Genomic DNA, 24662 nt, shown 5'->3' on the forward strand with positions numbered 1-24662 from the left:
GCCGTACAGGGCAATTGTCCTGTACGGCCAGCGTGGCTATCTGCTTGATAGTGGGGGCTGATGGCGCCTCGTCAATGTCGTGAGCGACGAGCGATCAATAGCGGTAGGGCGAGCTGAGCTCACCGCGCAGCGAGTTGGGGTAGGCCTCGGTGATCTCGACATCCACCAGGTAGCCGATCAGCTCGGTCGGGTTGGCGGCGCGGAAGTTGACCACCCGGTTGTTCTCGGTGCGCCCGGACAGCAGGCCCGGGTCACGTGGCGAGAAGCCGGAGACCAGGATGCGCTGGGTGGTGCCGACCATCTTGCGACCGATCTGCATCGCCTGCTGGTTGATGCGCTCCTGCAGGATGAGCAGGCGCTCCTTCTTCACTTCTTCCGGGGTGTCATCTTCCAGATTCGCCGCCGGGGTGCCCGGGCGCGCGGAGTAGATGAAGCTGAAGGAGTGATCGAAGCCGATCTGGCCGATCAGGTCCATGGTGTCCATGAAGTCCTGATCGGTCTCGCCCGGGAAGCCGACGATGAAGTCGGAGGAGAAGCTGATGTCCGGACGCAGCGCGCGGATGCGTTCGAGCTTGTCGATGTAGAGGTCACGCTCGTGGCCGCGCTTCATCGCCGCCAGAATGCGGTTGGAGCCCGACTGCACCGGCAGATGCAGATGGCTGACCAGCTCCGGGATCTCACCGAAGGCCTCGATCAGCGAGTCCTTGAACTCCAGCGGATGCGAGGTGGTGAAGCGGATGCGGTCGATGCCCTCGACCTGCGCCACGCAGCTGATCAGCTCGGCGAGGTCGATCTCCTCGCCCAGCTGGTTGAGGCCGGCGTAGGCGTTGACGTTCTGGCCCAGCAGGTTGATCTCGCGCACGCCCTGGTCGGCCAAGTGGATGACTTCATCCATCACCTTCTCGAAGGGGCGCGAGACTTCCTCACCGCGGGTGTAGGGCACCACGCAGAAGGTGCAGTACTTGGAGCAGCCTTCCATCACCGAGACGAAGGCGCTGGCACCGTCGCTCTTGGGCGCGGGCAGATTGTCGAACTTCTCGATCTCGGGGAAGGTCACGTCGACCACGGAAATCTGCTTGAGGCTGTCGCGGCGGGTGTCGAGCATCTTCGGCACGCGGTGCAGGGTCTGCGGGCCGAACACCATGTCCACATGCGGGGCACGCTTGCGCAGGTTGTCGCCTTCCTGACTGGCCACGCAGCCGCCGACGCCGATCACCAGGTCCGGGTTCTTTTCCTTGAGCTTCTTCCAGCGTCCCAGCTGGTGGAACACCTTCTCCTGGGCCTTCTCGCGGATGGAGCAGGTGTTGAGCAGGATGACGTCTGCTTCGGATTCGTCGCTGGTGACTTCCATCTGATGCGATTCGCCGAGCAGATCCGCCATGCGCGCGGAGTCATACTCGTTCATCTGGCAGCCGTGAGTCTTGATGAAGAGTTTCTTCGCCATTGCCTTGTGTGAACGCTCTGAGCTGCGCGCCCGGGCTTCGTGCGCCTCGCGCCCGGGCACATGATGGCGGCGGGCAGCGTCAGCGGTCAGGAGAAGCGGGCGCGACTTGTAATGAATGAGCCCCGGCGCCGATGGCTGGCCGGGAATCGAGGGCGCGACGATACTGTGCCAAGCGGCACGCTGATCGGGTCGAGGCCAAAATCGGGACGGCACAGTATAGGAGTCTGCCGGCCATGCGGCCAGCCCTGTCGCATCGCTGTCAGCAATGAGGAGGATGCCTGCCAACCACCGGTTCAGCCTGATGGTGGCTGTGGTATCCTCACGAGAAAGTCCGCGCATGCCCTGACGCTACAACAGGGGCTTGGCATGTTTCATAGTTATCAGGCAGGTGTTGCGCAACGCACATCAGGCTGTCAATGGCTTGATTTGTTGAGGTTTTCATGCCGATAGCCCGGCTGCCTGAGCTGGTTAAAATTTGATCGATTTGTTGGCGGGGCAGGCACTTCGCCGTGCGCAGACCTGCCCCTTTGAGGTTGTCCCAAGACTTATCCACAGAAAGTGTGGATGTCTGAAGACACTGAAATGACAGTCTCGGATTTTTCTCGCGGCAATTTCGTTACCGTACGTCCAAGCGCGACAGCGATGCCAGGCAGGATGCCTTGCATTGCGCAACCTGGCAGACACCGCATGGGCAGACAGGGCGAGCCTTCCTTCGCCCAAAAGCGGTCGATCATGTTCGGCATGTGGGGACGCAGGATTCAGCGCGCTTGCTCCTCGTGCCCACACGCCTGACACGGTCGGCTTACGCCCTTAGACAGCCATGAAGAACACGATATGACGCGATTCTCCATTACCAGCACCCCTTCATCTTTCGGTCTCCTGTCACCCCGATCGCCGTGTTCGACGCTTGCGCGCTCACTGCGCCGTATGGTGCTGGGGGCTGGCGTCGCCGGCAGCCTGCTGCTGGGCGCACCGCTGGCCAATGCGGCCACCGACCGCTGGGTCGCCGATGACCTCACCACCTTCGTGCGCAGTGGCCCGACGGATGGCTACCGCATCGTGGGCACGGTGGAAGCCGGCCAGCCGGTCGAGCTGCTCGAGGTCCAGAATGACTACAGCAAGATCCGCACCGCCAGCGGCGACGTGGTGTGGATTCCCTCCGCTGACCTGCAGGACACTCAGAGCGTCAATGCCCGGGTGCCCGAGCTGAGCGCCAGGGTCAAGGAATTGACTGCCAAGCTCGATGGCATCAATGAAGAGTGGGAAACCCGTGTCGAGGACATGAAGACCGGCCTCGAGACGCGTCAGGCGCGCATCGAAGAGCTTGAGCAGGCCAGCAACAGCCAGTCAGCCGAGCTTGCCCAGGCGCGCAGCAAGATGCAGGACATGGAAACCAAGCTCGATACCAAGAAGCAGGACCTGCTGATGCGCTACTTCATGTACGGCGGTGGCGTGGCGGGTGTCGGCCTGCTGGTCGGCCTTATCGTGCCGCACCTGCCGCGTCGCAAGAAGAAGCGTCACGGCTTCCTGTAAGGCATTCCGGTAACCGATAGCAGAGGGAGTGCGCCAGCTCATGTCGGCACAAGACACGACGATGGACGCGACGCCGGCCAGTGACCCCTGGCTGGCGCGATGGCAGGAAGGGCGGATCGGCTTTCATCTGCCCGCCACGCATTCGGCGCTGGAGCGCTGGTGGCCGCGGCTTGAGATCGCGGCGGGTGCCAAGGTGCTGGTGCCGTTGTGTGGCAAGAGTCTCGACATGCGCTGGCTGGCGGCGCAGGGCTATCCGGTGCTGGGCATCGAGCTTGCACGCCAGGCCTGTGAGCAGTTCGTCGCCGAAGGCGCCGGGGATGTCTCGCGCTATCGGCTGGAGCACTTCGAATGCTTCCGTCAGGGCATGGTCGAGCTGTGGTGCGGAGACTTCTTCCACTTCCATATCGACCATGTCGATCATCTGGACGCCTTCTATGATCGCGCCGCGCTGATTGCCTTGCCGCCGGCCACCCGGCAGCGCTACGCCTTCCATCTGGCGCAGCTGCTGCCCCCGGGCGCGCGTGGCCTGTTGATCAGTCTCGAGCGGCAGACGGAGCAGCATCAGGGGCCGCCGTTCCATGTCGCCGAAGACGAGATTCGTCAGCTGTTGAGCGCCAACTTCACGCTTGAGGTGCTGGAGCGTCGCGCCCCGGATGAGCGCGGGCTGCGTGAGACGGTATGGAGTCTGGTGCGCAAGGGACCGCGTCGCTGACGACTCGGGGGTGACCTTGTCAGTCAGGTCCAGTCCTCATGAAGGTTCAGTCCTCATGAAAAACGCCACCGCCGCCCAATGGGCGGCGGTGGCGTTTTCGTTGGTGGCGAGCTGCTGATTGAGCTTGCTGTTCGAACTTACTGATCGAGCTGGCGGATCAGCGTGGTGTCCTGGAAGGCGCGAGTCAGCGCATCGCCGATCACCTCAGAGACCATCTCGGTGTTCTTCTCCTGGCTCGGCTTGAGGGCATAGCCCTGATCACGCGTCGCGGTGTAGCTGCCGGTATAGCGCTGCTTGCCGGACACGGCGACGGCCTTGATCACGCCATTGAGTGTCGCGGTATCGGTGATCAGGCCGCCACGCTTCACGCCATAGGCCAGCTCGGTCAGCGAGATGGTCAGCTCTGCTGCGCCCTGGTTGGCCTGCTCGGCGGATACCGGCACGAAGCCCATGCGGCGCAGGGCGCTGACGGTCTGGGCCTCAAGCTTGGGCGTCAGGTCGCCGGTCGGCACGACCAGATAGCTCGAGGCATTGGTGGCGCCATCGCGAGAACCGATGCGCTCTGACGGACGCTCATCGAGCACGTCCACCACCACCTGTTGCCCGTGGCCGACCACGCCCATCTCGCCGACCTGCGGATTGACGTACAGGCGCTGCGGGCTGGTGCCGCAAGCGCTGAGAAGTGCCGCCGTGGCGATCAGTGCCACGCTCATGCAGGTGGTGCGCAACTTGTGCATCATCATCGGGGTTCCTGGGCCTGAGGCCGGTTGTCATGGGAGTCATCTCGGCCATCCGTTGCCAATATCTCGCCTGCAGCGCGGGATGGCCGGAGCACAATGGCGCGAGTATAGGGCCAGAATGGCGCCTGAGCGTAGTGGAAATTCAGGCTCACGGCTGTCCTCTGCAAGCGACAGTGGCCGAGGTTCATGGCCCGTAGCCCATGGTCCATGGCTCATGCGCCGTCGACGCGTCTGCTCAAGGCCAGCAGGCCCAGCAGCGGGCCGGGCAGCAAGGCCAGCAACAGCAGGCTGCCGTGGCCGGCGATCAGCGGCGTGAGCAAGGCGATCGAGACCAGTGACAGGCTGAAGCCGAAGGCATTCATCATCGCCAGGGCGCTGGCCTGCAGCTCGACCGGCGTGCCGCCCGCGGCGAGTGCCGAGAACTGTGGCGAGTCGATCACGGCCAGAAGGCTCCACAGCGCCAGCAGTGCCAGCAGCACGCCGTAACCGGCCTCAAGCTGCGTAGCAGCGACGAAGATCAACGTCAGCGTCACCGAGCCGGCGAGTCCGAGACGCGCCACCCACAGACTGCCGCGGCTGCGCGAGAGCCAGCCCCCGATGACGCAGCCGGGCGCGCCGATGGCGATGACGAGGAAGCTATGCCAGGCCAGGCTGGCAGGAGAGAGCGTCACGCCTGTCGCGCTGGCCATCTGGGTCAGCAGCAGAGGTGTCAGCGCCCACAGGGTGTACAGCTCCCACATGTGGCCGAAGTAGCCCAGTGCGCCGCGCACGAAGCCGGGATATTGCCAGGCCGCCAGGCCTCGTGTGGCACGTGCCAGAAAGGTGTTGCGGCCGTCTTTCGCCGCTGTTGCTTGGCGGGGGGCTGTGGCGGCTTTCGCCGCCGGTGGGGCCAGCATGGCGACCAGACCGGCACCGACGATGGCCAGCAGCGAGGCGGTGCTGATGGCCGCGCCCCACGGCAGCTGCATGCCTTCGCCCTGTTGCAGTGCGGCCAGTGCATGCGGCAGCCCGGTGCCAAGCACCAGCATGCCGACCAGCCAGGCGAGTGCGGCACCGGCACGGTCCGGTGCGGTCTGCACCATCAGCTTCAAGCCGATGGGGTAGATGCCGGCCAGTGCCAGTCCCGTCAGCACGCGCAGGCCTGAGGCGCTCAGCAGGCCCGGCGCGATCAACAGCGCCAGATTGGTCAGCGCGCCCAGCACGCAGGAAGCCATGAACAGATGGCGCGCCGCGAAGCGGTCCGCCAGGCCGGCAAGCCCCAGCACCAGGGTGCCGACGATGAAGCCGCCCTGCACCGAGGAGGTCAGCTGGCCGAGTGCCGCGGCGCTATCGCCGGCGAAGCCCCAGCTCGCCAGCATCGGCGTGAGTACTGCATTGGGGGTGAACCACAGGCTGGTGCCGAACAGCTGCGCCAGGGCGATCAAGGCGACCGGATAGCGGTTGGCCCACTGCCGCCAGCCAGAGATGGGCGGCGTGAGTGACTTGGTTGAGGACACGAGGGCACCTTGTAGGGCTGATGGCGTGATGGCACGGCAAGACGCGAACGGGCGACACCGAAGTGTCGCCCGTCACAGATAGCCCGCCCCAACAATGGGGTCAAGGCGTCATTGATGGGGCAGCTCGGCGATGCGATGCAGAGATTACCCCGTCGCAGCCGTCGTCTACAGCCCCATGGCCGAAGAGGTGGAGCGACGCGGGTCAGCACCGCCGTAGAAGGTGCCGTCGTCGATCATGATCGACTGGATGGCGCCCATGGCGTCCTTGGTCACTACCTTGTGGCCCATCGCCTCGAGCAGACGGATGGTGTCCTTGCTGATGCCCGCCTCGATACGAATCTCGTCCGGCAGCCACTGGTGGTGGATGCGCGGCGCACTGACCGCCGACTGGATGTTCATGCCGTGATCGATCACGTTCATGATCACCTGCAGCGTGGTGGTGATGATGCGCGAGCCGCCGGGGCTACCGGTGACGAGGAAATTCTTGCCATCCTTCATCACGATGGTCGGGCTCATGGAAGACAGCATGCGCTTGTTCGGCTCGATCTTGTTGGCGACGCCACCGATCAGGCCATAGGCATTCGGCACGCCCGGCTTGGCGGAGAAGTCATCCATCTCGTTGTTGAGCAAAAAGCCTGCGCCATCGACCACGATGCCGGAGCCGTAGCTGAAGTTGATGGTGTAGGTATTGGAAACGGCCAGACCATTGCCATCGGCAATCGAGAAGTGGGTGGTCTGATTGGACTCATACGGCTGCGGCTTGCCGGGCTTGACCTCACTGGAGGGCGTGGCCTTGTCGAGCTCGAACTGGGCGCGCAATTCCTTGGCGTAGTCCTTGGAGATGATGCCCGACAGCGGCACATCGACGAAGTCGGTGTCGCCCAGATACTCGGAGCGGTCGGCGTAGGCGCGGCGCATCGCTTCTGCCATCACGTGGATGGTGGCGGCGGAATTGAAGCCCATCGCCTGGATGTCATCGCCTTCGAGCATGTTGAGAATCTCGACGATGTGCGCGCCGCCGGAGGAGGGCGGGCTCATCGAGAAGATGTCATAGCCACGATAGGTGCCGTGGACCGGTTCGCGAATGGCCGGCTCGTAGGCCTTGAGGTCATCCAGCGTCATGATGCCGTCGTGGCGCTCCATCTCGGCGACGATCAGCCGGGCGGTCTCACCCTCGTAGAACTCGCGCGCACCATTGGCGGCGATGCGCTTGAGGGTCGCGGCCAGTTCCGGCTGCTTGAACAGCTCACCGGCTTGATAGTTGCTGCCATCCGGCTTGTAGAACACCTTGGCGGTGCTGTCCCACTTGGCCAGACGGTCCTTGGCATCGCTCAAGCCCTTGGCGAAGCGCGTCGGAATCACGAAGCCGTCTTCGGCCAGCTTGATGGCCGGGGCGAGCGCCTGCTCGAGACTCAGGGTGCCGTAGTCTTCCAGCGCCTTGGCAAGGCCAGCGACGGTGCCGGGCACGCCTGCCGCACGGTGGGTGAAGCGTGACCACTCGGAGACCGCCTCGCCATTCTCGTCCTGGAACATCGTCTCGCTGGCTGCGGCCGGGGCCTTCTCGCGGTAATCGATGGCGACCACTTCGCCGGTCTTCTCATCGGAGACCAGCATGAAGCCGCCGCCACCGATGTTGCCGGAGCGCGGCTGGGTCACGGCCAGCGCGAAGCCTGCCACCACGGCGGCGTCGACGGCGTTGCCGCCATCGGCCAGCACATCGCGTGCGACCTGAGAGGCCAGATAGTGGCTGGTCGCGACCATGCCGTGCTGGCCTTCCTGGGGGTGGAAGCGCTCGCCTTCCAGAATTGCAGAAGACTCGGCGAAGGCAGCGGGAATCGCCGTCGGTAGCAGGCCGGCCAGCGGCAACAGTGCGGCGGCAGCCAGCGCCTTGAGATGTCTGCGGTTTGCGAGAGAGGTGTCGAACATGAGAGGTGTAGGTTCCTGTTATCGTTATAAGAGATGCGACATGATGCGTGCAGTGCGAGGAACATGCGCAGAAGGCCAGCGAGCTGCTCACTGGGCCGAGAGAACAGCTTAACTATCAGTTGCTAATGCACCAATTTCAACTTTGCACGGCAATATTCTTGTTGGCGTCTGATCTGGGAAGGGGATGAGGGCTTGGTGTGAGGGCGGCTTGAGGGTGCGAGTCGCAGTGGAGTGCCTGGCGTGGGCCGGCGACGGATCGGCAGGCTGGCCGTGCACATTCACACAGCGCCTGTCTTTTGTGAGAGGGTGGCGTAAAATGCCTCTTCCACTTCTCGCTGGCGCCTGATGACATGTCTGAACTACTGCCGAATGACTTCAAGATTGCCCCGTCGATCCTCTCTGCTGACTTCGCCCGCCTGGGGCAGGAGGTCGAGGATGTGCTGGCCTCCGGGGCCGATATCGTCCACTTCGACGTGATGGACAATCATTACGTGCCCAACCTGACCATCGGGCCGATGGTGTGCAAGGCGCTGCGTGATTACGGCATCAGCGCCGAGATCGACGCCCACCTGATGGTCACGCCGGTCGACCGCATGATCGGTGACTTCGCCGAGGCCGGTGCCAGCTACATCACCTTTCATCCGGAAGCCTCCGACCACGTCGATCGCTCGCTGCAGCTGATTCGTGATGCGGGCTGCAAGTCCGGTCTGGTATTCAATCCGGCCACGCCGCTGTCCTACCTCGACTACGTGATGGACAAGGTCGACATGATTCTGTTGATGAGCGTCAACCCGGGCTTCGGCGGCCAGTCGTTCATCCCCGGTACCCTCGACAAGCTGCGTGAAGCGCGTCGTCGCATCGATGCCTCCGGCTACAACATCCGTCTCGAGATCGATGGTGGCGTCAAGGTCGACAACATCGCCGAGATCGCGCGTGCCGGTGCCGACACCTTCGTGGCCGGTTCCGCCATCTTCAATGCGCGCAGCGACAGCGATGCCAACCGCTACGACAGCGTATTGGCGAAGCTGCGTGCCGAGCTTGCCAGCGTGCGCAGCTGATCGCGTGACGGATGACAGCGCGAGAGCTTTGGGAGCGGCCGACGGCTCGGTTCACGCCGCGGCGCTCAGCGAGTGGTCGCTGTATGTGCTCGAGACGGCCCAGGGGCGCCTCTACACCGGTATCAGTACCGATGTGGCGCGCCGCCTGAGCGAGCATGAGGGCGGCAAGCGCGGTGCGCGAGCGCTGCGCGGCAAGGGGCCGCTGACGCTGTGTTATCAACAGGTGGTCGGCGATCGCTCGCGGGCGCTCAAGCTTGAGTATCGCGTCAAGCAGTTGAGTGTGGCGGCCAAGCGCCGCTTGATCGCCGGCGAGATGACACTGGATAGCCTGCTCGGCGAGACCTGACGGTCTGCTTGATTGAATGCGTGAAATGAAAACGCCCCCGACGGAATCCGTCTGGGGCGTTTTGTTGACTGGCGACCCTGCCGGGCAGGCTCAGTCTCAGTGCAGTTTCATCTTCGGGCGCAGGTAGCGGTTCAGGCCATCGACCACCACCGTCACGCCGGTCTTGACCACGCCGTGGATCGCCATCTGGTGCATGCGATACAGCGAGGCGTAGAAGAACTTGGCCAGGCGGCCCTCGATGAACAGCGAACGCGCCGAGGCACCGCGCATCAGCGAGCCGACGGCATCGAAGTGCGCCAGCGAGATCAGCGAGCCGTGGTCCTTGAACACGAAGTCCTTGAGCGGCTTGTTGGCCATCGCGGCACGCAGGTTCTTGACCATCAGGCTGGCCTGCTGGTGAGCGGCCTGGGCGCGCGGCGGGACGCGCTTGTCATCCGGCTGCGGGCAGCTGGCACAGTCACCGAGGGCAAAGATGAACTCATCATCGATGCTCTGCATGGTCTGGTGCACCTTGACCTGATGGTTGCGCTCGGTGGACAGACCCAGCTCGGACAGGAAGGCGGGCGCACGGATACCGGCGGCCCACACGCTCAGGTCGGCTTCGATCAGAGTGCCATCGGCAGTGGTGATGCCGCGTGAGTCGGCACAGGTCACCCGGGTATCGACGTGGATATCGACGCCCAGCTTGGTCAGCTCCTTGGCGACCGGCTTGCCGATGCGTTCCGGCAGGGCGGGCAGGATGCGCGGTGCGGCCTCGATCAGGTGGACCTTGACCTGGCGGTCTTCCAGCGAGGAGAAGCCGTAGCTGTGCAGCATCTTGGAGGCATCGAACAGCTCGGCGGAGAGTTCGACCCCGGTGGCGCCGGCGCCGATGATGGCGACGTTGAGCTGCTGGCGCTCACATTCCTCGCCGTTGGCGCTGAAGCGCAGGAAGGTGTCGAGCATGTCGCGGCGGAATTTCTCGGCCTGCTGCGGGCTGTCCAGGAAGTGGCAATGTTCGGCGACGCCTTCGGTGCCGAAATCATTGGACACGCTGCCCAGTGACAGCACCAGATAGTCATAGCTGAGCTGGCGGGCGGGCAGCAGCACGTTGCCCTTGGCGTCATGGATGGCGGCCAGGGTCAGCTGCTTCTCTTCACGCTCCAGGCTTTCCAGGGTGCCGCGCTGGAACTTGTAGCCGTGGGCCTTGGAATGGCCCTGGTAGGAGACTTCATCGAGGCCGGAATCCAGCACGCCGGTGGCCACTTCGTGCAGCAGCGGCTTCCAGATGTGCGTGGAGTTGCGGTCGATCAGAATGATCTCGGCTTTCTTCTTGCGGCCCAGCTTGTGGCCCAGTTTGGTGACGAGTTCCAGACCGCCGGCGCCTCCGCCAACGACTACGATGCGGGGAATGGCCATTGAGTGCTCCTCAGTGACAAGATTGATGGGGAAGGTGTGAAAAGTGTCGGCCGGCTATCGAGTCAGAACATGCAAGGCCCGGAGTCGATAACTGGCGTCGCGATACCGCTATGATAACAATATAATGAGCGTGCTAAATAGTGCTGCATGCGCGAGATGTCGTTATTTTACGTATATTCGCCATGAGCACGCGAGAACTCGTCGTTGCGCTTTTGGCACCTACACGAATTCTGTCGCTGAAAAGGAGCAAGGATGCACGATCATCCCACATTCACAGGTCCGGTACATCCGTCGCTCAGGGCGATCGAGATGGTCGCCTTCGACCTCGATGGCACCCTGATCGACTCGGTGCCGGACCTCGCCCATGCGATCGACTGCATGCTTGAGCAAGAGGGGCTGACGGCGCTGGGGGAGGCGCGGATACGCGACTTTGTCGGCAATGGATCGCGGGTACTGGTGGAGCGCGCCCTGGCAGCACATGGCCTGGCGACCGATGACCTGGCGCGGGTCGAGCAGGCGCATCAGAGCTTTTTGGCACATTACGCCGCCGACCCCAGCTCGCGTACGCGACTCTATCCCGGCGTGCGGGAATGCCTGGAAGGTCTGCGCCAGGCCGGGATCCCGCTGGTGCTGATCACCAACAAGCCGGAAGCCTTCATCGAACCGCTGCTTTCGCACTTCGCGCTGAGCGAGCATTTCGCGCTGGCGCTGGGCGGCGATAGCCTGCCGACGCGCAAGCCGGACCCCGCGCCCCTGCTGTTCGCCGCCGAGCGGCTGGGAGTGTTGCCGCGTCAGGCCTTGATGGTCGGTGACTCGCGTCACGATATCGCGGCAGGCCGCGCCGCCGGTTTCCGCACCCTGGCGGTACCTTACGGCTACAACCATGGCGAGCCGATCTCGCGCAGCCACCCGGACTACCTCGTCGACTCACTCGCCGAGCTGGTCGTGGCTGGCTGAGTGACGCTGATTGATTGGAATTGATTGACAGAGCGAGGCTGGTGTCCCGCTCGGGCGCACAGTGAGGCATGAGATGGCAGAACTTGCCTCCACCAGCGCTGCCGCCAGCGACCCGCGATGATAGACTGAGTCCCAGACAAGCCGGCCCCGTGTCGGCAACGCACCCTCCGTGGAAGGAACTGCAGGTCATGATGACCCCACAACACTTCGCTGAACTGGCCGAAGCCGGTTACAACCGCATTCCCGTCACCCGTGACGTGCTGGCGGATCTCGACACGCCACTGTCTACCTATCTCAAGCTGGCCGACATGCCGTGGACCTTCCTGCTGGAGTCCGTGCAGGGCGGAGAGAAGTGGGGGCGTTACTCCATCATCGGCCTGCCGTGTCGTGAGCGCATCGAGGTGCGTGGTCAGGTGGTCTCGCATCTGATCAATGGCGAGCAGACCGGCATGACCGAAGTCGAGGACCCCCTCGACTGGATCGAGCAGTTCCAGACCCGCTTCCGTGTGCCGGTCATCGACGGTGCGCCACGCTTCAATGGCGGTCTGGTCGGCTACTTCGGCTATGACACCGTGCGCTATATCGAACCGCGCCTGCGCGGCGTCGAGAAGCCGGACCCGCTGGGCGTGCCGGACATCCTGCTGATGGTCGCCGACGAGCTGGTGATCTTCGACAACCTGTCCGGGCGTCTGACGCTGTTGACCCACGCCGACCCGGCAACGCCGAACGCCTACGAGGCCGCCTGCGAGCGTCTCGAGCGCCTCGAGATCCAGCTGCGCAGCGCGACGCTGAACACTGTCAGCCCCGGCACCGGCGGCGAGCCGGTCAAGGAGACCGACTTCACCTCCGGCTTCACCGAGGAAGGCTTCAAGGGCGCAGTGGAGAAGATCAAGGAATACGTGCTGGCCGGTGATGTCATGCAGTGCGTGCCGTCGCAGCGCATGTCGATTCCCTACCGCGCCGCGCCGCTGGATCTCTACCGTGCACTGCGCAGCCTGAATCCCTCGCCGTACATGTTCTTCTTCAATCTGGATGATCACCACGTCATCGGCTCGTCGCCGGAGATTCTCTCGCGTCTCGAGGATGGCGAGGTCGCGGTGCGCCCGATCGCCGGTACCCGCGTGCGCGGCGCCACCGAAGAAGAAGACCTGGCGCTGGAGAAGGACCTGCTGTCAGACCCCAAGGAAGTCGCCGAGCACCTGATGCTGATCGACCTGGGTCGCAACGACGCCGGTCGCATCAGCCAGACCGGCAGCGTTAAGGTGACGGACCAGATGGTGGTGGAGCGCTATTCCCACGTCATGCACATCGTCTCCAATGTCACCGGCAAGCTGAAGGAAGGCCTGGGGCCGATGGACGTGCTGCGGGCCACCTTCCCGGCCGGCACCCTGTCCGGCGCGCCGAAGATTCGCGCCATGGAGATCATCGACGAGGTGGAGCCGGTCAAGCGCGGCATCTATTCCGGTGCGGTGGGTTATCTTTCCTGGCACGGCAACATGGATACCGCCATCGCGATCCGCACCGCGGTGCTCAAGGACAAGGTGCTGCACGTCCAGGCCGGCGCCGGCATCGTGGCCGATTCCGTGCCGCAGTCCGAGTGGGACGAGACCCTCAACAAGGGGCGTGCCCTGTTCCGTGCCGTGGCGATGGCGGAGCGCGGTCTGGACAATCTGGACTGATCGGCGCGCCGTGCATTTCGGGAGTGACTCGCCAGTGTTCGCGGGTCACTCCCTGCAACGGCGCATGTGATTGACACTCCTGGCAGCTCAACGCACTATTGACCCATGACGCTACGTAACCCGCACGACCTCAGCCAGCAGTGGTGGCGCTCCTGACAAGGGGGCGGCTTTCGCATGTCTGAAGTTCGAGGACGTACGACCAGAAGAATGCCGCCGACCAGGGCGGCATTTTTGTTGCTGGACGGCGGGAACGACACCACAGGAGAGCGGGCAGGCCGGTCAATCACGGCGCATGATCCGCTCCCGAGAATGGACACTGACCATGCAGACATTCACTTCGCAGGACGCCAGCACGCCACGCGTGCTGATGATCGACAACTTTGACAGCTTCACCTACAACATCGTCCAGTATCTGAGTGAGCTGGGCGCGGAAGTGCTGACCGTGCGCAATGACGCCATCACGCTCGAGCAGATCGAGGCGCTCGGCGCTTCACATCTGGTGTTGGGCCCGGGGCCGTGTACGCCCAACGAGGCCGGCATCACGCTGGAAACCATTCGCCACTTCGCCGGCAAGCTGCCGATTCTGGGCGTGTGTCTCGGTCACCAGGCCATCGGTCAGGTCTACGGCGGCAAGGTGGTACGTGCGCCCCAGGTGATGCACGGCAAGACCTCCGCCGTGCGTCACGACAACAGTGGTGTCTTCGCTGCGCTGGCCGAGCCGCTGGAAGTCACGCGTTATCACTCGCTGGTGGTCGATCGTGAGAGCCTGCCCGAGTGTCTGATCGTCACCAGCTGGACGGATGATGACGATGTCACGCCGCAGTTGATCATGGGCCTGCGCCATCGCGAGCTGGATGTCGAAGGTGTCCAGTTCCACCCTGAGTCGATCCTGACATTGCAGGGCCATGAGCTTCTGGCTAACTTCCTGCGTCGCGGCGAGGCTGCGAAAGCCGCCTGAGCGGGCGTTGATCGCAAGAGTTACATCCTATTTTTCATGCGTCAGCCGCCGAGGCTGGCGCCTGCGGAGACACAACATGCAGATGCGTGAGGCGATTGGCGCCGTGATGCGCCGCCAGCACCTGAGCTACGACGACACTCATGCGGTCATGACGGCCATCATGACCGGCGAGGCGACCCAGGCGCAGATCGGGGCCTTGCTGATGGCGCTGTCGATGAAGGGCGAGACCGTCGATGAGCTGGCCGCCGCCGCCCAGGTGATGCGTGAGCTGATGACGCGCGTCACGGTGCGCGCCACCGATGCAGTGGATATCGTCGGCACCGGCGGTGATGGTGCCAACCTGTTCAATGTCTCCACGGCGGCAAGTTTCGTGGTGGCGGCCGCCGGTGGTCATGTGGCCAAGCATGGCAACCGCAGTGTCTCGTCATCGTCCGGCAGTGCCGACCTGCTTGAGTCGGCCGGCATCAATCTGGCGCTGGACGCCGAGCAGGTCGCACGCTGCATCGATGATATCGGGGTCGGCTTCATGTTCGCGCCCAATCATCACGCCGCCATGAAGCACGTGATCGGCCCGCGCCGCGAGATGGGCGTGCGTACCATGTTCAACATCCTCGGTCCGCTGACCAATCCGGCCGGCGCCACCCGCCAGGTGCTGGGGGTCTATGACCCGGCGCTGGTACCGCTGATGGCCGAGGTGCTCAAGCGCCTCGGGGCCGAGCATGTGCTGGTGGTGCACAGCGATGATGGTCTGGACGAGATCTCGCTGGCGGCACCGACGCTGGTCAATGAGCTCAAGGATGGCGAGATCCGCGAATACCGCATCGCGCCGGAAGACTTCGGCATCGCACGCCAGTCGCTGGAAAGTCTGGCGGTGGAGACCTCGGACGCCAGCCTCAAGCTGGTGCAGCAGGCGCTGCGCGGTGATGAAGGCCCGGCCAGCGACATCGTGGCGCTCAATGCCGGTGCGGCCCTTTACGTGGCGGGCATCGCGGACAGTCTCAAGGAGGGTGTCAGCATTGCCGAGGACGTGCAGGCCAGCAAGCTGCCATTCGAGAAGATGAAGGAATTGGCGGATTTCACCCGTGTCTACGCCCAGGTCAATGATGAAGGAGCGACCCGCTGATGAGCACCGAGCAGACGACTGACAAGGCATTGCCGACCATCCTGGCCAGGATTCTGGCGCGCAAGGAAGAAGAGATCGCCGAGCGCAGCGCCGCGGTGAGCGAGGCGGACCTGCAGACCCTGATCGAGAAGCAGAGCGCGCCGCGCGGCTTCATCGAGGCGCTGACGTCGCGCATCGACCGTGGCGAGCCGGCCATCATCGCCGAGGTGAAGAAGGCGTCACCCTCCAAGGGCGTGATCCGTGAAGACTTCGTGCCCGCCGAGATCGCCGTGGCTTACGAGCAGGCCGGTGCCGCCTGTCTGTCGGTGCTCACCGATGCCGACTTCTTCCAGGGGCATGAGGACTTCATGATCGAGGCGCGCGACGCTGTCTCGATTCCGGTGATTCGCAAGGACTTCATCATCCATCCGTATCAGGTGCTGGAAGCGCGTGCCATCGGCGCCGACTGCATCCTGTTGATCGTCGCGGCGCTGGACGATGCACGCCTGAGCGCTCTGTATCGTCAGGCGCGTGAGCTGGGGATGGATGTGCTGGTCGAGGTGCATGACGGCGAAGAGCTCAAGCGTGCACTGGCGCTGGGCATCGAGCTGGTCGGCATCAACAACCGCGACCTGCGCACCTTCGAGACGTCGCTGGAGACGACGCTGGACCTGCTGAGCGACATGCCGCAGGGCGTGCGTGTGGTCACCGAATCCGGCATCCATACCCGTGACGACGTGGCGAAGATGCGCGACGCTGGCGTCCACGGCTTCCTGGTGGGAGAAGCCTTCATGCGCTTTGATGATCCGGGCGAGGGTCTGCGGGGATTGTTCTTCGGGGATTGATAGCCGGTAGTTGGCGTTATTCGTTGTCTTATGGATAACAAAAGCCCGCATGGCAATGCCATACGGGCTTTTTCATGCCTGTCTGCTGACTTCTGTCCAAAGGCCTGTGGCTGTCATCCTGCTGGAGGTCTATGGCTGCCATCAGTCACAGGTTAGGCGTCTGTCTTGACGCTCTCGACTCCCTTGCGTGCCGTGAGCAGAGCCTCGGCGATTTCCTCGACCCCGGCGCCATGACTGTGGCGTGTCACCCAGCTGGGCTCCCAGCCGAGTGCCGCGCGGTGCTGGATGATGTTGGCCACGCCCACGGTGTGGCGGAAGGTGGCGAACATCGGCGCATCATTGGGCGCATCGCCGACGTACATCACCTCCTGCTCCAGCTGCATGCGGTCCAGGCCGAAGGTTTCGGTGAGGACCCGCACCGCCATGCGCGCCTTGTCGAACTCGCCCTGCCAGGCATTGATGTGGATGGAGCTGGCACGCGCCTGAATACCGGCGGCCGTGAAGCCGGCGATGATGGCGCGAATCTCGCTCTGGGCCAGCGGGCCGACCGCCTGACAGTGGTCCACCGCGACATCGGCGAAGCGGAAGGGCTGGTCCTGGGCCAGTGCTGCACGCGGATGATTGAGCAGCAGCTGGCGGGCGACGGTCATGACATGGCGCTGGCGAGCGCGCAGGCGCTGCTCGTCTTCCCACCAGGTGGTGAGGATGCGCTGCCCCTGGCGGCGGAAGGCAAAGGCGCCGTTCTCACCGATCACGCTGGCGACCGGCCAGGCGCGTGCGATGTGATCGCACCAGCCCGCACAGCCGCCCGTGACGGGGATGACCTTGATGCCGGCAGCATCCAGACGCTCCAGCGCCGCCAGCGTCGATGCCGCGAGACGCCCTTCATGGGTGAGGGTGTCATCGATATCGGTCAACAGATACCGGATACCCGACAGGGTGCTGGCAGGACAGTGGGCGAAGGCTTGCATGGTGATTCCAGAAATCCTCAGAAGGTAAGCGGGCGCGCGGCTGTCATCAGCCGCGTGTCCCTTCAGTATCGTCGATGCGTGCCGGCTTGCGCGACGCGCCTCGGTTCAGGCAGTGAAGCGCACCGACAGGCTCTGCTGGCTGGCAGCCTCCAGCGCGCTGCGATAATCGGCCTGATGGGGCAGCTCATCGGTGACCAGCAGGTCGATCTCCTCGAGCGGGGCGATGCGGCACATGGCGGCGCGCCCCCATTTGCTGGCATCGGCGACCAGAATCCGGCGCTGGGCGTGATGGACCAGCGCACGGCTGACCGCGGCTTCTTCCGGGTCGAAGTCGAGCAGCCCACCGGCATCGAGACCGCCACAGCCGAGGACCGCGATATCGACCTGATGGCGCGCGAAGAAGGCCACGGTAGCACTGCCGACCACATCGAGATCCTGCGGGCGCAGTTGTCCTTCCGCCAACTGGACGGCGACATCCGGATGGGTCGAGAGCGCCTGCGCCACCTGCAGATTGTTGGTGATCACGCGCAGGCCGCGTCGGGCAAGCAGGGCTTCGGCGACCGCCACCACGCTGGTGCCGATGCCCAGCGCCAGGGTGGCGCCATCGGGAATCTCGGCGACCACGCTGGCGGCCATGGCCTGCTTGGCGGTCCGCGCCAGCATGATGCGCTGGGAATGTCCCAGGTTGTAGCCGCCGGGTGGGCGCTCGATGCCGCCGTGGCGCCGACGTGCCAACCCCCGCTCACACAGCACGCCCAGGTCACGCCGGATGGTCTGGGGCGTGACGTCGAAGGCATGGGCCAGCGGATCGACGGCCAGCTGGCCCTCGCGGGCCAGTCGCTCGAGTATCTGTTGCTGGCGCGGCGTCAGTGCATCGTTGCTGGCGTGTTCGACGCTGCGACTGTCGCGCTCGATGCCCGGGGTCATGTCTGGGGTAGCCCTTGCGTGGTGGTGTCGTTCGGCAGAGTGGGCTCGCGATCCTCCTCGCTGAAGATGGCCGGGTCATCGCTGATGACGGCATCCACACCCCAGGCCCAGCGCGGCGCGAAGGCGGCTGCATCGTTGGGCGTATAGCAGAGCAGCTTGTGGCCATGACTGGTGATGGCACTGGCCGCGGCCCGCGTCAGGGCGCGCCAATCGGCATGCACGGAACTTGCGTTCAGCTCATCGGCCAGACTCTGCCAGTCGTCGGGGATGTCATCGTAGAGCAGGCCGATATGCACCTGCGGGTCGCGTTGCCGCGTCAGGTGCAGCGCCTGGGGATCAAACGACGAGATGATCAGGTGTGAGGCGGGCAGATGGGCGCTGGCCATCGGGATGGCAGCATCGACCAGCGCCTGGGCATCGTGGCCAGGGCTGAGCTTGAGCTCCAGATTCAGGCGCATGTCCAGGCGTGCGATCAGCTCCAGCGCCTGCTTTAGCGAGGCCATGCGCTCACCGGCAAAGCACGCATTGAACCAGCTGCCGACATCGAAGGTCTGCACGCTGTCCCAATCGAGATTCTTGAGCTTGCCACGCCCATCCGAGCAGCGATTCACGCCGGCATCGTGCCAGATGACCGGCGTGCCATCGCCCAGCAACTGCACGTCCAGTTCCACCCATTGAAAGCCTGCCTCATGCGCCGCCTGAATGGCGGCCAGGGTGTTTTCCGGCGCATAGGCCGACAGGCCGCGATGTGCGATCGCCAGGGGCAGGGACAGGACGCTGTCAGTTGAATGTGATGCGTCGGCTGAATGTGACGATGAAACCATGGTGAATCCTCACAGAAAGAATGGCATGTCTGCCCGCCACGCAGCTGTGGCGCTGATCGGTCGAGGCGGATCACTGATGCTCAGACGCGAGACGGATCAGGGCAGGTCTCAAGCATTACCATCCAATGATGACGTTATCAGGGCAAGGGGTTCCGTCGGCCCGCGACAGGACGACAGCGCTCATTCGGTGGCCGCTGTCGCCTGCTCGCGAGTTGCCAGCCGCTTGCCGTCGGCGCCGAACAGATGGGCACGCGCCGGAAGGATGGCCAGGCGCAGCGTCTGTTCTTCCGCGACGGCGTGCTCGCCATCCAATCTCACCACCAGCGGCTCGCTCTGGCCTTGCAGTCGGCAGTACGCCAGGGTGTCCGCACCCAGCGGTTCGACCAGCTCGATGCGCGCCTCAAGCTCCGCGGCCCCTGCGGGCAGGGCATCGGCTGCTCCCAGTACCTGCAGGTGCTCGGGGCGAATGCCGAGGGTCAGCTCAGCGCCCGTGGCCAGGCCTTCGCCCTCATCACTCTCACCCTGCAGGGCAATGGTTGCGCCACACGGCAGCGCAAGGCCTGCCTGTGCCTGGGTGGCGCTCAGGAAGTTCATCGCCGGCGAGCCGATGAAGCCGGCGACGAACTGACTGGCGGGCTGATCGTAGAGCGCCATCGGCGTGCCGAACTGCTCGACATGGCCGCCATTCATCACCACCAGGCGATCCGCCAGGGTCATGGCCTCGGTCTGATCATGGGTCACGTAGACGGAAGTGACCTTGAGACGCTTCTGCAGGCGGCGAATCTCGAGACGCATCTGCACACGCAGCTTGGCGTCCAGATTCGAGAGTGGCTCATCGAACAGGAAGACCTGTGGCTTGCGCACGATGGCGCGCCCCATGGCGACACGCTGACGCTGGCCGCCGGAGAGCTGCTTGGGGCGGCGATCGAGCAGCTCGGTCAGGCCCAGCAGCTCGGCGGCCTCGCTGACGCGCTGCTGGATCTCGTCCTTGGGCGTGCGCCGATTCTTGAGGCCGTAGGCCATGTTGTCGAACACGCTCATGTGCGGGTAGAGCGCGTAGTTCTGGAACACCATCGCGATGTCGCGCTCGGCGGGTTCCAGCTCATTGACGCGCTTGCCGTTGATCTCCAGATCGCCCTCGGAGATGTCTTCCAGGCCCGCCAGAGTGCGCAGCAGGGTCGACTTGCCACAGCCGGAAGGCCCGACGATGACGATCAGCTCGCCTTCGCCGAAGGCCAGGTCGATGCCATGCAGGGCCTGGTAGCCATTGGGGTACTGCTTCTTGAGCTGCTTGAGCGCCAGTGTTGCCATGAGTTGTGTATCCAGAGCGGTGGCGTGACGGGCAAGTCTGTCCATCACGGCGTAACGGAATCAGGGGGCTTGGGGCGAGGTGTCGCGGGTCGGAGCGCGAGATCACTTCTCGCTGTCCACCAGGCCCTTGATGAAGTAGCGCTGCATGAACAGGATCACCAGTACCGGCGGGCCCATGGCCAGCAGCGTGGTGGCGGTGACGTCCTGCCACGGCACCAGCCCATCACCGGTGGTCAGCATGCGCTTGAGGCTGACGACGATGGTCAGGTAGTCGGCATCGGTGGTGATCAACAGCGGCCACAGATACTGATTCCAGCCGTAGATGAACATGATCACGAACAGTGCCGCGATATTGGTCTTCGACAGCGGCAGCAGGATGTCCTTGAGAAAGCGCCACGGCCCGGCGCCATCTATGCGCGCGGCCTCGACCAGTTCCGCCGGAATGGTCAGGTAGAACTGACGCAGCAGGAAGGTCGCGGTGGCGCTGGCGATCAGCGGCAGGATCAGGCCGGCGTAGCTGTCCAGCATGTTGAGGTCGGCCACCACCTTGAAGGTCGGCAGGATTCGCACCTCCACCGGCAGCATCAGGGTGATGAAGATCAGCCAGAAGCACAGCTTGCGGAAGCGGAACTCGAAGAAGACGATCGCGTAGGCGGCCAGCACCGAGATGATGATCTTGCCGATGGCGATGCCCAGTGCCATCAGCATCGAGTTGAACAGCAGGGTCATCACGTCGGCGCCGAGACTGCTGACCGGGTCTGCCAGCAGCTGGCGGTAGTTGTCCAGGCCAGCCTCGCCGATCCAGACGGGGGCGACGTTGGAGTAGAGGTCACCCATCTCGTGAGTACTGGCGCTGAAGGCGATCCAGACCGGCAGGAAGAACAGTGCGCAGCCGACGATCAGCAGGGCATGGCTTGCGATATCAAGCCCGGGGCGGTTGTAGCGCATCAGTACTGCACCTTCTTCTCGACATACTTGAACTGGATCAGCGTCAGCACGCCGACGATGACCATCAACAGCACGGACTGGGCAGCACTCGAGCCCAGGTCCTGCCCGACGAAACCATCTTCATAGACCTTGTAGACCAGGGTGCGCGTCGAGCCGGCCGGACCGCCCTGGGTGGTGGCATCGATGGTGCCGAAGGTCTCGAAGAAGGCGTAGACCACGTTCATCACCAGCAGGAAGAAGCTGGTCGGCGAGAGCAGCGGGAAGGTGATGGTCCAGAAACGCCGCCAGGGGCCGGCGCGGTCCATCGCGGCCGCTTCCAGCAGGCTCTTGGGTATCGCCTGCAGACCGGCGAGGAAGAACACGAAGTTGTAGCTCATCTGCTTCCAGATCGAGGCCAGCACCACCAGCAACATGGCCTGATCTCCATTGAGCTTGTGATTCCAGTCGATGCCGATGGCGGACAGCAGCTCCGGCAGAATGCCCAGCGTCGGGTCGAACAGGAACAGCCATAGAACCCCGGCCACGGCGGGCGCCACGGCGTAGGGCCAGATCAGCAGGGTCTTGTAGGCGTGTGCGCCGCGCAGCACGCGGTCCGCTAGTACGGCCAGCCCCAGCGCCAATGCCATGGCGCCGAAGGCTACCGCAAAGGAGAAATAGGTGGTCGTCCATAGTGTCGTGAGATATTCCGGCTCGCTCAGCACGCTGACGAAGTTGCTCAGCCCGGTGAATTCCCGTGAGAGCCCGAAGGCATCCTCGACATAGAAGGCCTGTTCGATGGCCTGGTAGGCCGGCCAGAAGAAGAACACGGCCACGATCAGCAGCTGAGGCGCCAGCAGTATCCAGGGCGTGATGGGGTGTCGATTGAAATGGGCCATGCAGCAGGGGTCTCGCAAGCAAGGAGGGACTGGGTGGTTCCGTCGGTAGCACGGAGTCGGCAAACCTCGGCCGCTCCTGCGCCATCAAGCCGTGAGAGAAGGGAAAGGACACCGGATGTCGGATGCGCTTTCCCTTCTCTGGCTGGAGAAAATAGCGGGAGGGCGAGCCCGGCATGGGCCCGCCTCCGGTGTGGCGATGATCAGCCGTTGGCGCGTTCGAACTTCTCGAGCAGCGAGTCGCCGCGCTTGACGGCGTTGTCGAGACCGTCCTGCACGCTTTCCTTGCCGGAGAAGATCTTCTCCAGCTCTTCATTGATCACGTCACGAATCTGCACCATGTTGCCCAGGCGCAGGCCCTTGGAGTTCTCGGTCGGCGTCGCGGAGGTCATCTGGGTGATGGCGACGTCAGTGCCCGGGTTCTCGGCGTAGAAGCCCTGTTCGCGCGTCAGCTCTGCCGCGGCAGTGGTGATCGGCAGATAGCCGGTGAACTGGTGCCAGTCGGCCTGCACTTCAGGCTTGGAGAGGTACTGGAAGAACTTGGCGACGCCCTGGTATTCCTCATCGCTGTGACCGGACAGCACCCACAGCGAGGCGCCACCGATGATGGAGTTCTGCGGCGTCTCGATCACGTCGCTGTCATAGGGCAGCGGTGCCACGCCGAACTCGAAGCCCTTGGCGCTTTCCTTGACGCCGGCATAGCTGGCGGAAGAGCCCATCATCATCGCGCACTCGCCGGAATAGAACTTGGGCGCCGCGTCATCGAAGCGACCGCCGAACACGAAGCGCTTGTCGGCCTGCCAGTCATCGAGACGCTGAATGTGGTCGACCACGGCGGTCGTGTTGAATTCAAGGCGGGTATCGGTGCCGGCGAATCCATTGGCCTGGCTGGCGAAGGGCACGTCATTGCGCGCCGAGAAGTTCTCCAGCATCACCCAGGACGGCCAGGTGGTGGTCAGGCCACAGCTGGCGGCGCCGGAATCGACGACCTTCTTGAGCGCGGCGCCCATTTCCTGCCAGGTCTGCGGGAGGGAGTCGACGCCCGCCTTGGCCAGCACGTCCTTGTTGTAGTAGGTCACCGGCGTGGAGGAGTTGAACGGCATCGACAGCATCTTGCCGTCGGTGTCGGTGTAATAGCCGGTGACGGCAGACAGGTAGGCGTTCGGATCGAAGGCGGTGCCTTCCTGCGGCGCGAAGTCTGCCATCAGCTGATGCACCGGGACGATCGCGCCCTTGGCGCTCATCATGGTGGCGGTGCCGACCTCGAAGATCTGCACGATGTCCGGGCCCTTGCCGGCGCGGAAGGCGGCGATGGCGGAGGTCATGGTCTCGGAGTAGTTGCCCTTGAAGACCGGCTTGACGACGTAGTCGTCCTGGCTGGCATTGAAGTCGGCCGCGATCTCGTCGACCTTCTTGCCGAGTCCGCCCCCCATGGCGTGCCACCACTCCACCTCGGTGGCGGCGAGGGCACTGGCGGAGGCGGAGGCGAAACCGATGGCCAGCGCGAGGCTGGCGAGGCGACGAGTCGCGGTGGCAGTCGTGCGGGTGCTTGCATGATGAGTCGGGCGGCGCATGGTCAAACTCCTGAGAGGTTCCCCTGGCCAGCTTCCGCAACAAAGAAGAAGGACGCTGGCCGCTGACGATCGATGGCGACGATCAAGTGAACATTTTCTTGTTCTTTTGATGATCGTCCGAAAAGCGTAGACGACTCTATAGCGCCCGCCTTACAACTTTGTGACAGGAAGATGTTCATTCGAGCGAGGCTGAGCTTATGGCTGAATTTGTGACTGAGTTTGTGAATGAGCAGCGAGTGTGTGGCGCCGCCAGCTCGGCTCATACTGGCAAGCGAGGCGCCGGGGGTAACTCAAGTCCGGAATAAGCGGCCGGCGAGCGAGTGTGCTAGTCTTGCGCGCTGAAAATGCCTGTGGCGGAGAACGCGATGAAAGTGGTTGAAGTGAGTGCCGGTGCCCGACGTGATGCCTGTCTGGCGATGCTGTGCGCCGAAGTCCATGGCCGCGAGGGTGGTCTGGATGCGCTGGTGAGTTACGCCGGCGTGCGTGGGGTGTGGTTCGAGAATGAGATGGCGCGCCTGTTCGCGCTGGTCGACGATGCCGAGCGCATCCACTCTGCCGCGCTGCTGGTACTCGACGAGAACGCATGTGGCCTGAATCTGGCGCTGTGGGCGACGCCGACGGTGCATCGCGGTCACGACCACGGCATCGCGCTGGTCTCCCAGCTGTCCGATCACGGCCGCCTGCAGGTGCGCATCACCGACAGCTCACTGGTCAGTGTGCTGCGTCGCGCCGGCATCAGCGACTGGCTGGAGGCCGAGGCCGAAGGCGATCAACCGCGCGAGCTGGTCGGCATGAATCCGGCGGCGCGTGTCGGCAACCTGGCGGCCCTCGACGCGCCGCTGCGCCTGGACCGCGAGCGCATCAAACGCTCCTTCAAGGCGCGCCCGAAGGACTTCGAGACCTACAAGAACGCCTTCGTGCGTGACCTGGAGCACTTCGCGCGTCATATCTGAGGATGAGATGACGCAAGCGAATGACATGCTCTGCCAAGACAAAGGCCCCGCTCAGTGAGCGGGGCCTTTGTGGTTCTGCGATCGGCGA

The 24662-nt window shown here is 63.9% G+C and carries 22 protein-coding genes; 10 read left to right on the forward strand and 12 right to left on the reverse strand.

The window, feature by feature from the left end:
* Positions 1 to 94: 94 nt before the first annotated feature.
* Positions 95 to 1444, reverse strand: a complete 1350-nt coding sequence (gene miaB, locus QD356_RS00165) for a tRNA (N6-isopentenyl adenosine(37)-C2)-methylthiotransferase MiaB (protein WP_192838307.1) — start codon at positions 1442 to 1444, stop codon at positions 95 to 97.
* Positions 1445 to 2278: 834 nt separating this feature from the next.
* On the opposite strand from miaB, the gene QD356_RS00170 reads away from it, so the two are divergent.
* Both QD356_RS00170 and tmpT read left to right on the forward strand, forming a co-directional pair.
* Entirely contained in the window at positions 2279 to 2977 is a 699-nt protein-coding gene (locus QD356_RS00170; protein WP_225996459.1) for a TIGR04211 family SH3 domain-containing protein, read from the forward strand.
* Positions 2978 to 3017: 40 nt separating this feature from the next.
* On the forward strand, positions 3018 to 3689 hold the full coding sequence (gene tmpT / locus QD356_RS00175; protein WP_225996460.1) for a thiopurine S-methyltransferase: 672 nt from the start codon (positions 3018 to 3020) through the stop codon (positions 3687 to 3689).
* A gap of 137 nt (positions 3690 to 3826) precedes the next feature.
* Here the strand turns inward: tmpT and QD356_RS00180 are convergent, their stop codons facing one another.
* From QD356_RS00180 to ggt, 3 genes are all read right to left on the reverse strand, one after another.
* Positions 3827 to 4432 (reverse strand): YajG family lipoprotein, encoded by a 606-nt coding sequence (locus QD356_RS00180; RefSeq protein ID WP_052384762.1) that lies wholly within the window; start codon positions 4430 to 4432, stop codon positions 3827 to 3829.
* A gap of 209 nt (positions 4433 to 4641) precedes the next feature.
* A complete protein-coding gene (locus QD356_RS00185) occupies positions 4642 to 5925 on the reverse strand; it encodes an MFS transporter (RefSeq protein ID WP_279876522.1) in 1284 nt (427 codons plus the stop codon).
* Positions 5926 to 6090: 165 nt separating this feature from the next.
* The gene (gene ggt / locus QD356_RS00190) at positions 6091 to 7851 is read right to left on the reverse strand and encodes a gamma-glutamyltransferase (RefSeq protein ID WP_192838308.1); all 1761 of its coding nucleotides are present in this window, start codon (positions 7849 to 7851) and stop codon (positions 6091 to 6093) included.
* Positions 7852 to 8201: 350 nt separating this feature from the next.
* Here ggt and rpe point away from each other — a divergent pair, with 350 nt between their 5' ends.
* Both rpe and QD356_RS00200 read left to right on the forward strand, forming a co-directional pair.
* A complete protein-coding gene (gene rpe / locus QD356_RS00195) occupies positions 8202 to 8909 on the forward strand; it encodes a ribulose-phosphate 3-epimerase (RefSeq protein ID WP_043335268.1) in 708 nt (235 codons plus the stop codon).
* A 28-nt stretch (positions 8910 to 8937) separates the two neighbouring features.
* Positions 8938 to 9255 carry a GIY-YIG nuclease family protein gene (locus QD356_RS00200; protein WP_225996461.1) on the forward strand — a complete coding sequence of 106 codons (318 nt, stop codon included), beginning with the start codon at positions 8938 to 8940 and terminating at the stop codon, positions 9253 to 9255.
* Between the two features lie 96 nt (positions 9256 to 9351).
* On the opposite strand, the gene QD356_RS00205 is transcribed toward QD356_RS00200, so the two are convergent.
* Positions 9352 to 10653: an NAD(P)/FAD-dependent oxidoreductase gene (locus QD356_RS00205; protein ID WP_192838310.1), complete on the reverse strand. Its 1302-nt coding sequence runs from the start codon at positions 10651 to 10653 to the stop codon at positions 9352 to 9354.
* A 252-nt stretch (positions 10654 to 10905) separates the two neighbouring features.
* On the opposite strand from QD356_RS00205, the gene QD356_RS00210 reads away from it, so the two are divergent.
* From QD356_RS00210 to trpC, 5 genes are all read left to right on the forward strand, one after another.
* Complete coding sequence (locus tag QD356_RS00210) at positions 10906 to 11610, forward strand: phosphoglycolate phosphatase (protein ID WP_192838311.1); 705 nt, start codon at positions 10906 to 10908, stop codon at positions 11608 to 11610.
* A gap of 191 nt (positions 11611 to 11801) precedes the next feature.
* Complete coding sequence (gene trpE / locus QD356_RS00215) at positions 11802 to 13289, forward strand: anthranilate synthase component I (RefSeq protein ID WP_043335326.1); 1488 nt, start codon at positions 11802 to 11804, stop codon at positions 13287 to 13289.
* A 322-nt stretch (positions 13290 to 13611) separates the two neighbouring features.
* Entirely contained in the window at positions 13612 to 14247 is a 636-nt protein-coding gene (locus QD356_RS00220) for an aminodeoxychorismate/anthranilate synthase component II (protein WP_107336649.1), read from the forward strand.
* Positions 14248 to 14323: 76 nt separating this feature from the next.
* Positions 14324 to 15370 carry an anthranilate phosphoribosyltransferase gene (gene trpD / locus QD356_RS00225; protein WP_043335260.1) on the forward strand — a complete coding sequence of 349 codons (1047 nt, stop codon included), beginning with the start codon at positions 14324 to 14326 and terminating at the stop codon, positions 15368 to 15370.
* The gene (trpC, locus tag QD356_RS00230) at positions 15370 to 16194 is read left to right on the forward strand and encodes an indole-3-glycerol phosphate synthase TrpC (protein WP_192838312.1); all 825 of its coding nucleotides are present in this window, start codon (positions 15370 to 15372) and stop codon (positions 16192 to 16194) included. The genes trpD and trpC overlap by 1 nt, the downstream gene beginning before the upstream one ends.
* 152 nt (positions 16195 to 16346) lie before the next feature.
* On the opposite strand, the gene QD356_RS00235 is transcribed toward trpC, so the two are convergent.
* The 7 genes from QD356_RS00235 to ugpB form a co-directional block, all read right to left on the reverse strand.
* Positions 16347 to 17165 (reverse strand): HAD-IIB family hydrolase, encoded by an 819-nt coding sequence (locus QD356_RS00235; protein WP_107335461.1) that lies wholly within the window; start codon positions 17163 to 17165, stop codon positions 16347 to 16349.
* Between the two features lie 105 nt (positions 17166 to 17270).
* On the reverse strand, positions 17271 to 18092 hold the full coding sequence (locus tag QD356_RS00240) for a DeoR/GlpR family DNA-binding transcription regulator (RefSeq protein ID WP_192838313.1): 822 nt from the start codon (positions 18090 to 18092) through the stop codon (positions 17271 to 17273).
* Complete coding sequence (locus QD356_RS00245) at positions 18089 to 18916, reverse strand: glycerophosphoryl diester phosphodiesterase (protein ID WP_192838314.1); 828 nt, start codon at positions 18914 to 18916, stop codon at positions 18089 to 18091. The genes QD356_RS00240 and QD356_RS00245 overlap by 4 nt, the downstream gene beginning before the upstream one ends.
* Positions 18917 to 19096: 180 nt before the next feature.
* Positions 19097 to 20227 (reverse strand): sn-glycerol-3-phosphate import ATP-binding protein UgpC, encoded by a 1131-nt coding sequence (locus tag QD356_RS00250; RefSeq protein WP_192838315.1) that lies wholly within the window; start codon positions 20225 to 20227, stop codon positions 19097 to 19099.
* Between the two features lie 102 nt (positions 20228 to 20329).
* A complete protein-coding gene (gene ugpE, locus QD356_RS00255; protein ID WP_043335925.1) occupies positions 20330 to 21175 on the reverse strand; it encodes a sn-glycerol-3-phosphate ABC transporter permease UgpE in 846 nt (281 codons plus the stop codon).
* Complete coding sequence (gene ugpA, locus QD356_RS00260) at positions 21175 to 22050, reverse strand: sn-glycerol-3-phosphate ABC transporter permease UgpA (RefSeq protein ID WP_043335922.1); 876 nt, start codon at positions 22048 to 22050, stop codon at positions 21175 to 21177. The genes ugpE and ugpA overlap by 1 nt, the downstream gene beginning before the upstream one ends.
* Positions 22051 to 22250: 200 nt before the next feature.
* Positions 22251 to 23621 carry a sn-glycerol-3-phosphate ABC transporter substrate-binding protein UgpB gene (gene ugpB, locus QD356_RS00265; RefSeq protein ID WP_052384813.1) on the reverse strand — a complete coding sequence of 457 codons (1371 nt, stop codon included), beginning with the start codon at positions 23619 to 23621 and terminating at the stop codon, positions 22251 to 22253.
* 365 nt (positions 23622 to 23986) lie between these two features.
* Between ugpB and QD356_RS00270 the strand changes: the two genes are divergently transcribed.
* Positions 23987 to 24574 carry a hypothetical protein gene (locus tag QD356_RS00270; protein ID WP_192838316.1) on the forward strand — a complete coding sequence of 196 codons (588 nt, stop codon included), beginning with the start codon at positions 23987 to 23989 and terminating at the stop codon, positions 24572 to 24574.
* Positions 24575 to 24662 lie beyond the last annotated feature (88 nt).

Source organism: Cobetia sp. 2AS, assembly GCF_029846355.1.
GTDB lineage: Bacteria > Pseudomonadota > Gammaproteobacteria > Pseudomonadales > Halomonadaceae > Cobetia > Cobetia amphilecti.

Bases quoted from the DNA above. Each gene is read 5' to 3' on its own strand.
- miaB (WP_192838307.1), bottom strand. From the start codon at position 1,444: ATGGCGAAGAAACTCTTCATCAAGACTCACGGCTGCCAGATGAACGAG.
- QD356_RS00170 (WP_225996459.1), top strand. From the start codon at position 2,279: ATGACGCGATTCTCCATTACCAGCACCCCTTCATCTTTCGGTCTCCTG.
- tmpT (WP_225996460.1), top strand. From the start codon at position 3,018: ATGTCGGCACAAGACACGACGATGGACGCGACGCCGGCCAGTGACCCC.
- QD356_RS00180 (WP_052384762.1), bottom strand. From the start codon at position 4,432: ATGATGATGCACAAGTTGCGCACCACCTGCATGAGCGTGGCACTGATC.
- ggt (WP_192838308.1), bottom strand. From the start codon at position 7,851: ATGTTCGACACCTCTCTCGCAAACCGCAGACATCTCAAGGCGCTGGCT.
- rpe (WP_043335268.1), top strand. From the start codon at position 8,202: ATGTCTGAACTACTGCCGAATGACTTCAAGATTGCCCCGTCGATCCTC.
- QD356_RS00205 (WP_192838310.1), bottom strand. From the start codon at position 10,653: ATGGCCATTCCCCGCATCGTAGTCGTTGGCGGAGGCGCCGGCGGTCTG.
- QD356_RS00210 (WP_192838311.1), top strand. From the start codon at position 10,906: ATGCACGATCATCCCACATTCACAGGTCCGGTACATCCGTCGCTCAGG.
- trpE (WP_043335326.1), top strand. From the start codon at position 11,802: ATGACCCCACAACACTTCGCTGAACTGGCCGAAGCCGGTTACAACCGC.
- QD356_RS00220 (WP_107336649.1), top strand. From the start codon at position 13,612: ATGCAGACATTCACTTCGCAGGACGCCAGCACGCCACGCGTGCTGATG.
- trpD (WP_043335260.1), top strand. From the start codon at position 14,324: ATGCAGATGCGTGAGGCGATTGGCGCCGTGATGCGCCGCCAGCACCTG.
- trpC (WP_192838312.1), top strand. From the start codon at position 15,370: ATGAGCACCGAGCAGACGACTGACAAGGCATTGCCGACCATCCTGGCC.
- QD356_RS00235 (WP_107335461.1), bottom strand. From the start codon at position 17,165: ATGCAAGCCTTCGCCCACTGTCCTGCCAGCACCCTGTCGGGTATCCGG.
- QD356_RS00240 (WP_192838313.1), bottom strand. From the start codon at position 18,092: ATGACCCCGGGCATCGAGCGCGACAGTCGCAGCGTCGAACACGCCAGC.
- QD356_RS00245 (WP_192838314.1), bottom strand. From the start codon at position 18,916: ATGGTTTCATCGTCACATTCAGCCGACGCATCACATTCAACTGACAGC.
- QD356_RS00250 (WP_192838315.1), bottom strand. From the start codon at position 20,227: ATGGCAACACTGGCGCTCAAGCAGCTCAAGAAGCAGTACCCCAATGGC.
- ugpE (WP_043335925.1), bottom strand. From the start codon at position 21,175: ATGCGCTACAACCGCCCCGGGCTTGATATCGCAAGCCATGCCCTGCTG.
- ugpA (WP_043335922.1), bottom strand. From the start codon at position 22,050: ATGGCCCATTTCAATCGACACCCCATCACGCCCTGGATACTGCTGGCG.
- ugpB (WP_052384813.1), bottom strand. From the start codon at position 23,621: ATGCGCCGCCCGACTCATCATGCAAGCACCCGCACGACTGCCACCGCG.
- QD356_RS00270 (WP_192838316.1), top strand. From the start codon at position 23,987: ATGAAAGTGGTTGAAGTGAGTGCCGGTGCCCGACGTGATGCCTGTCTG.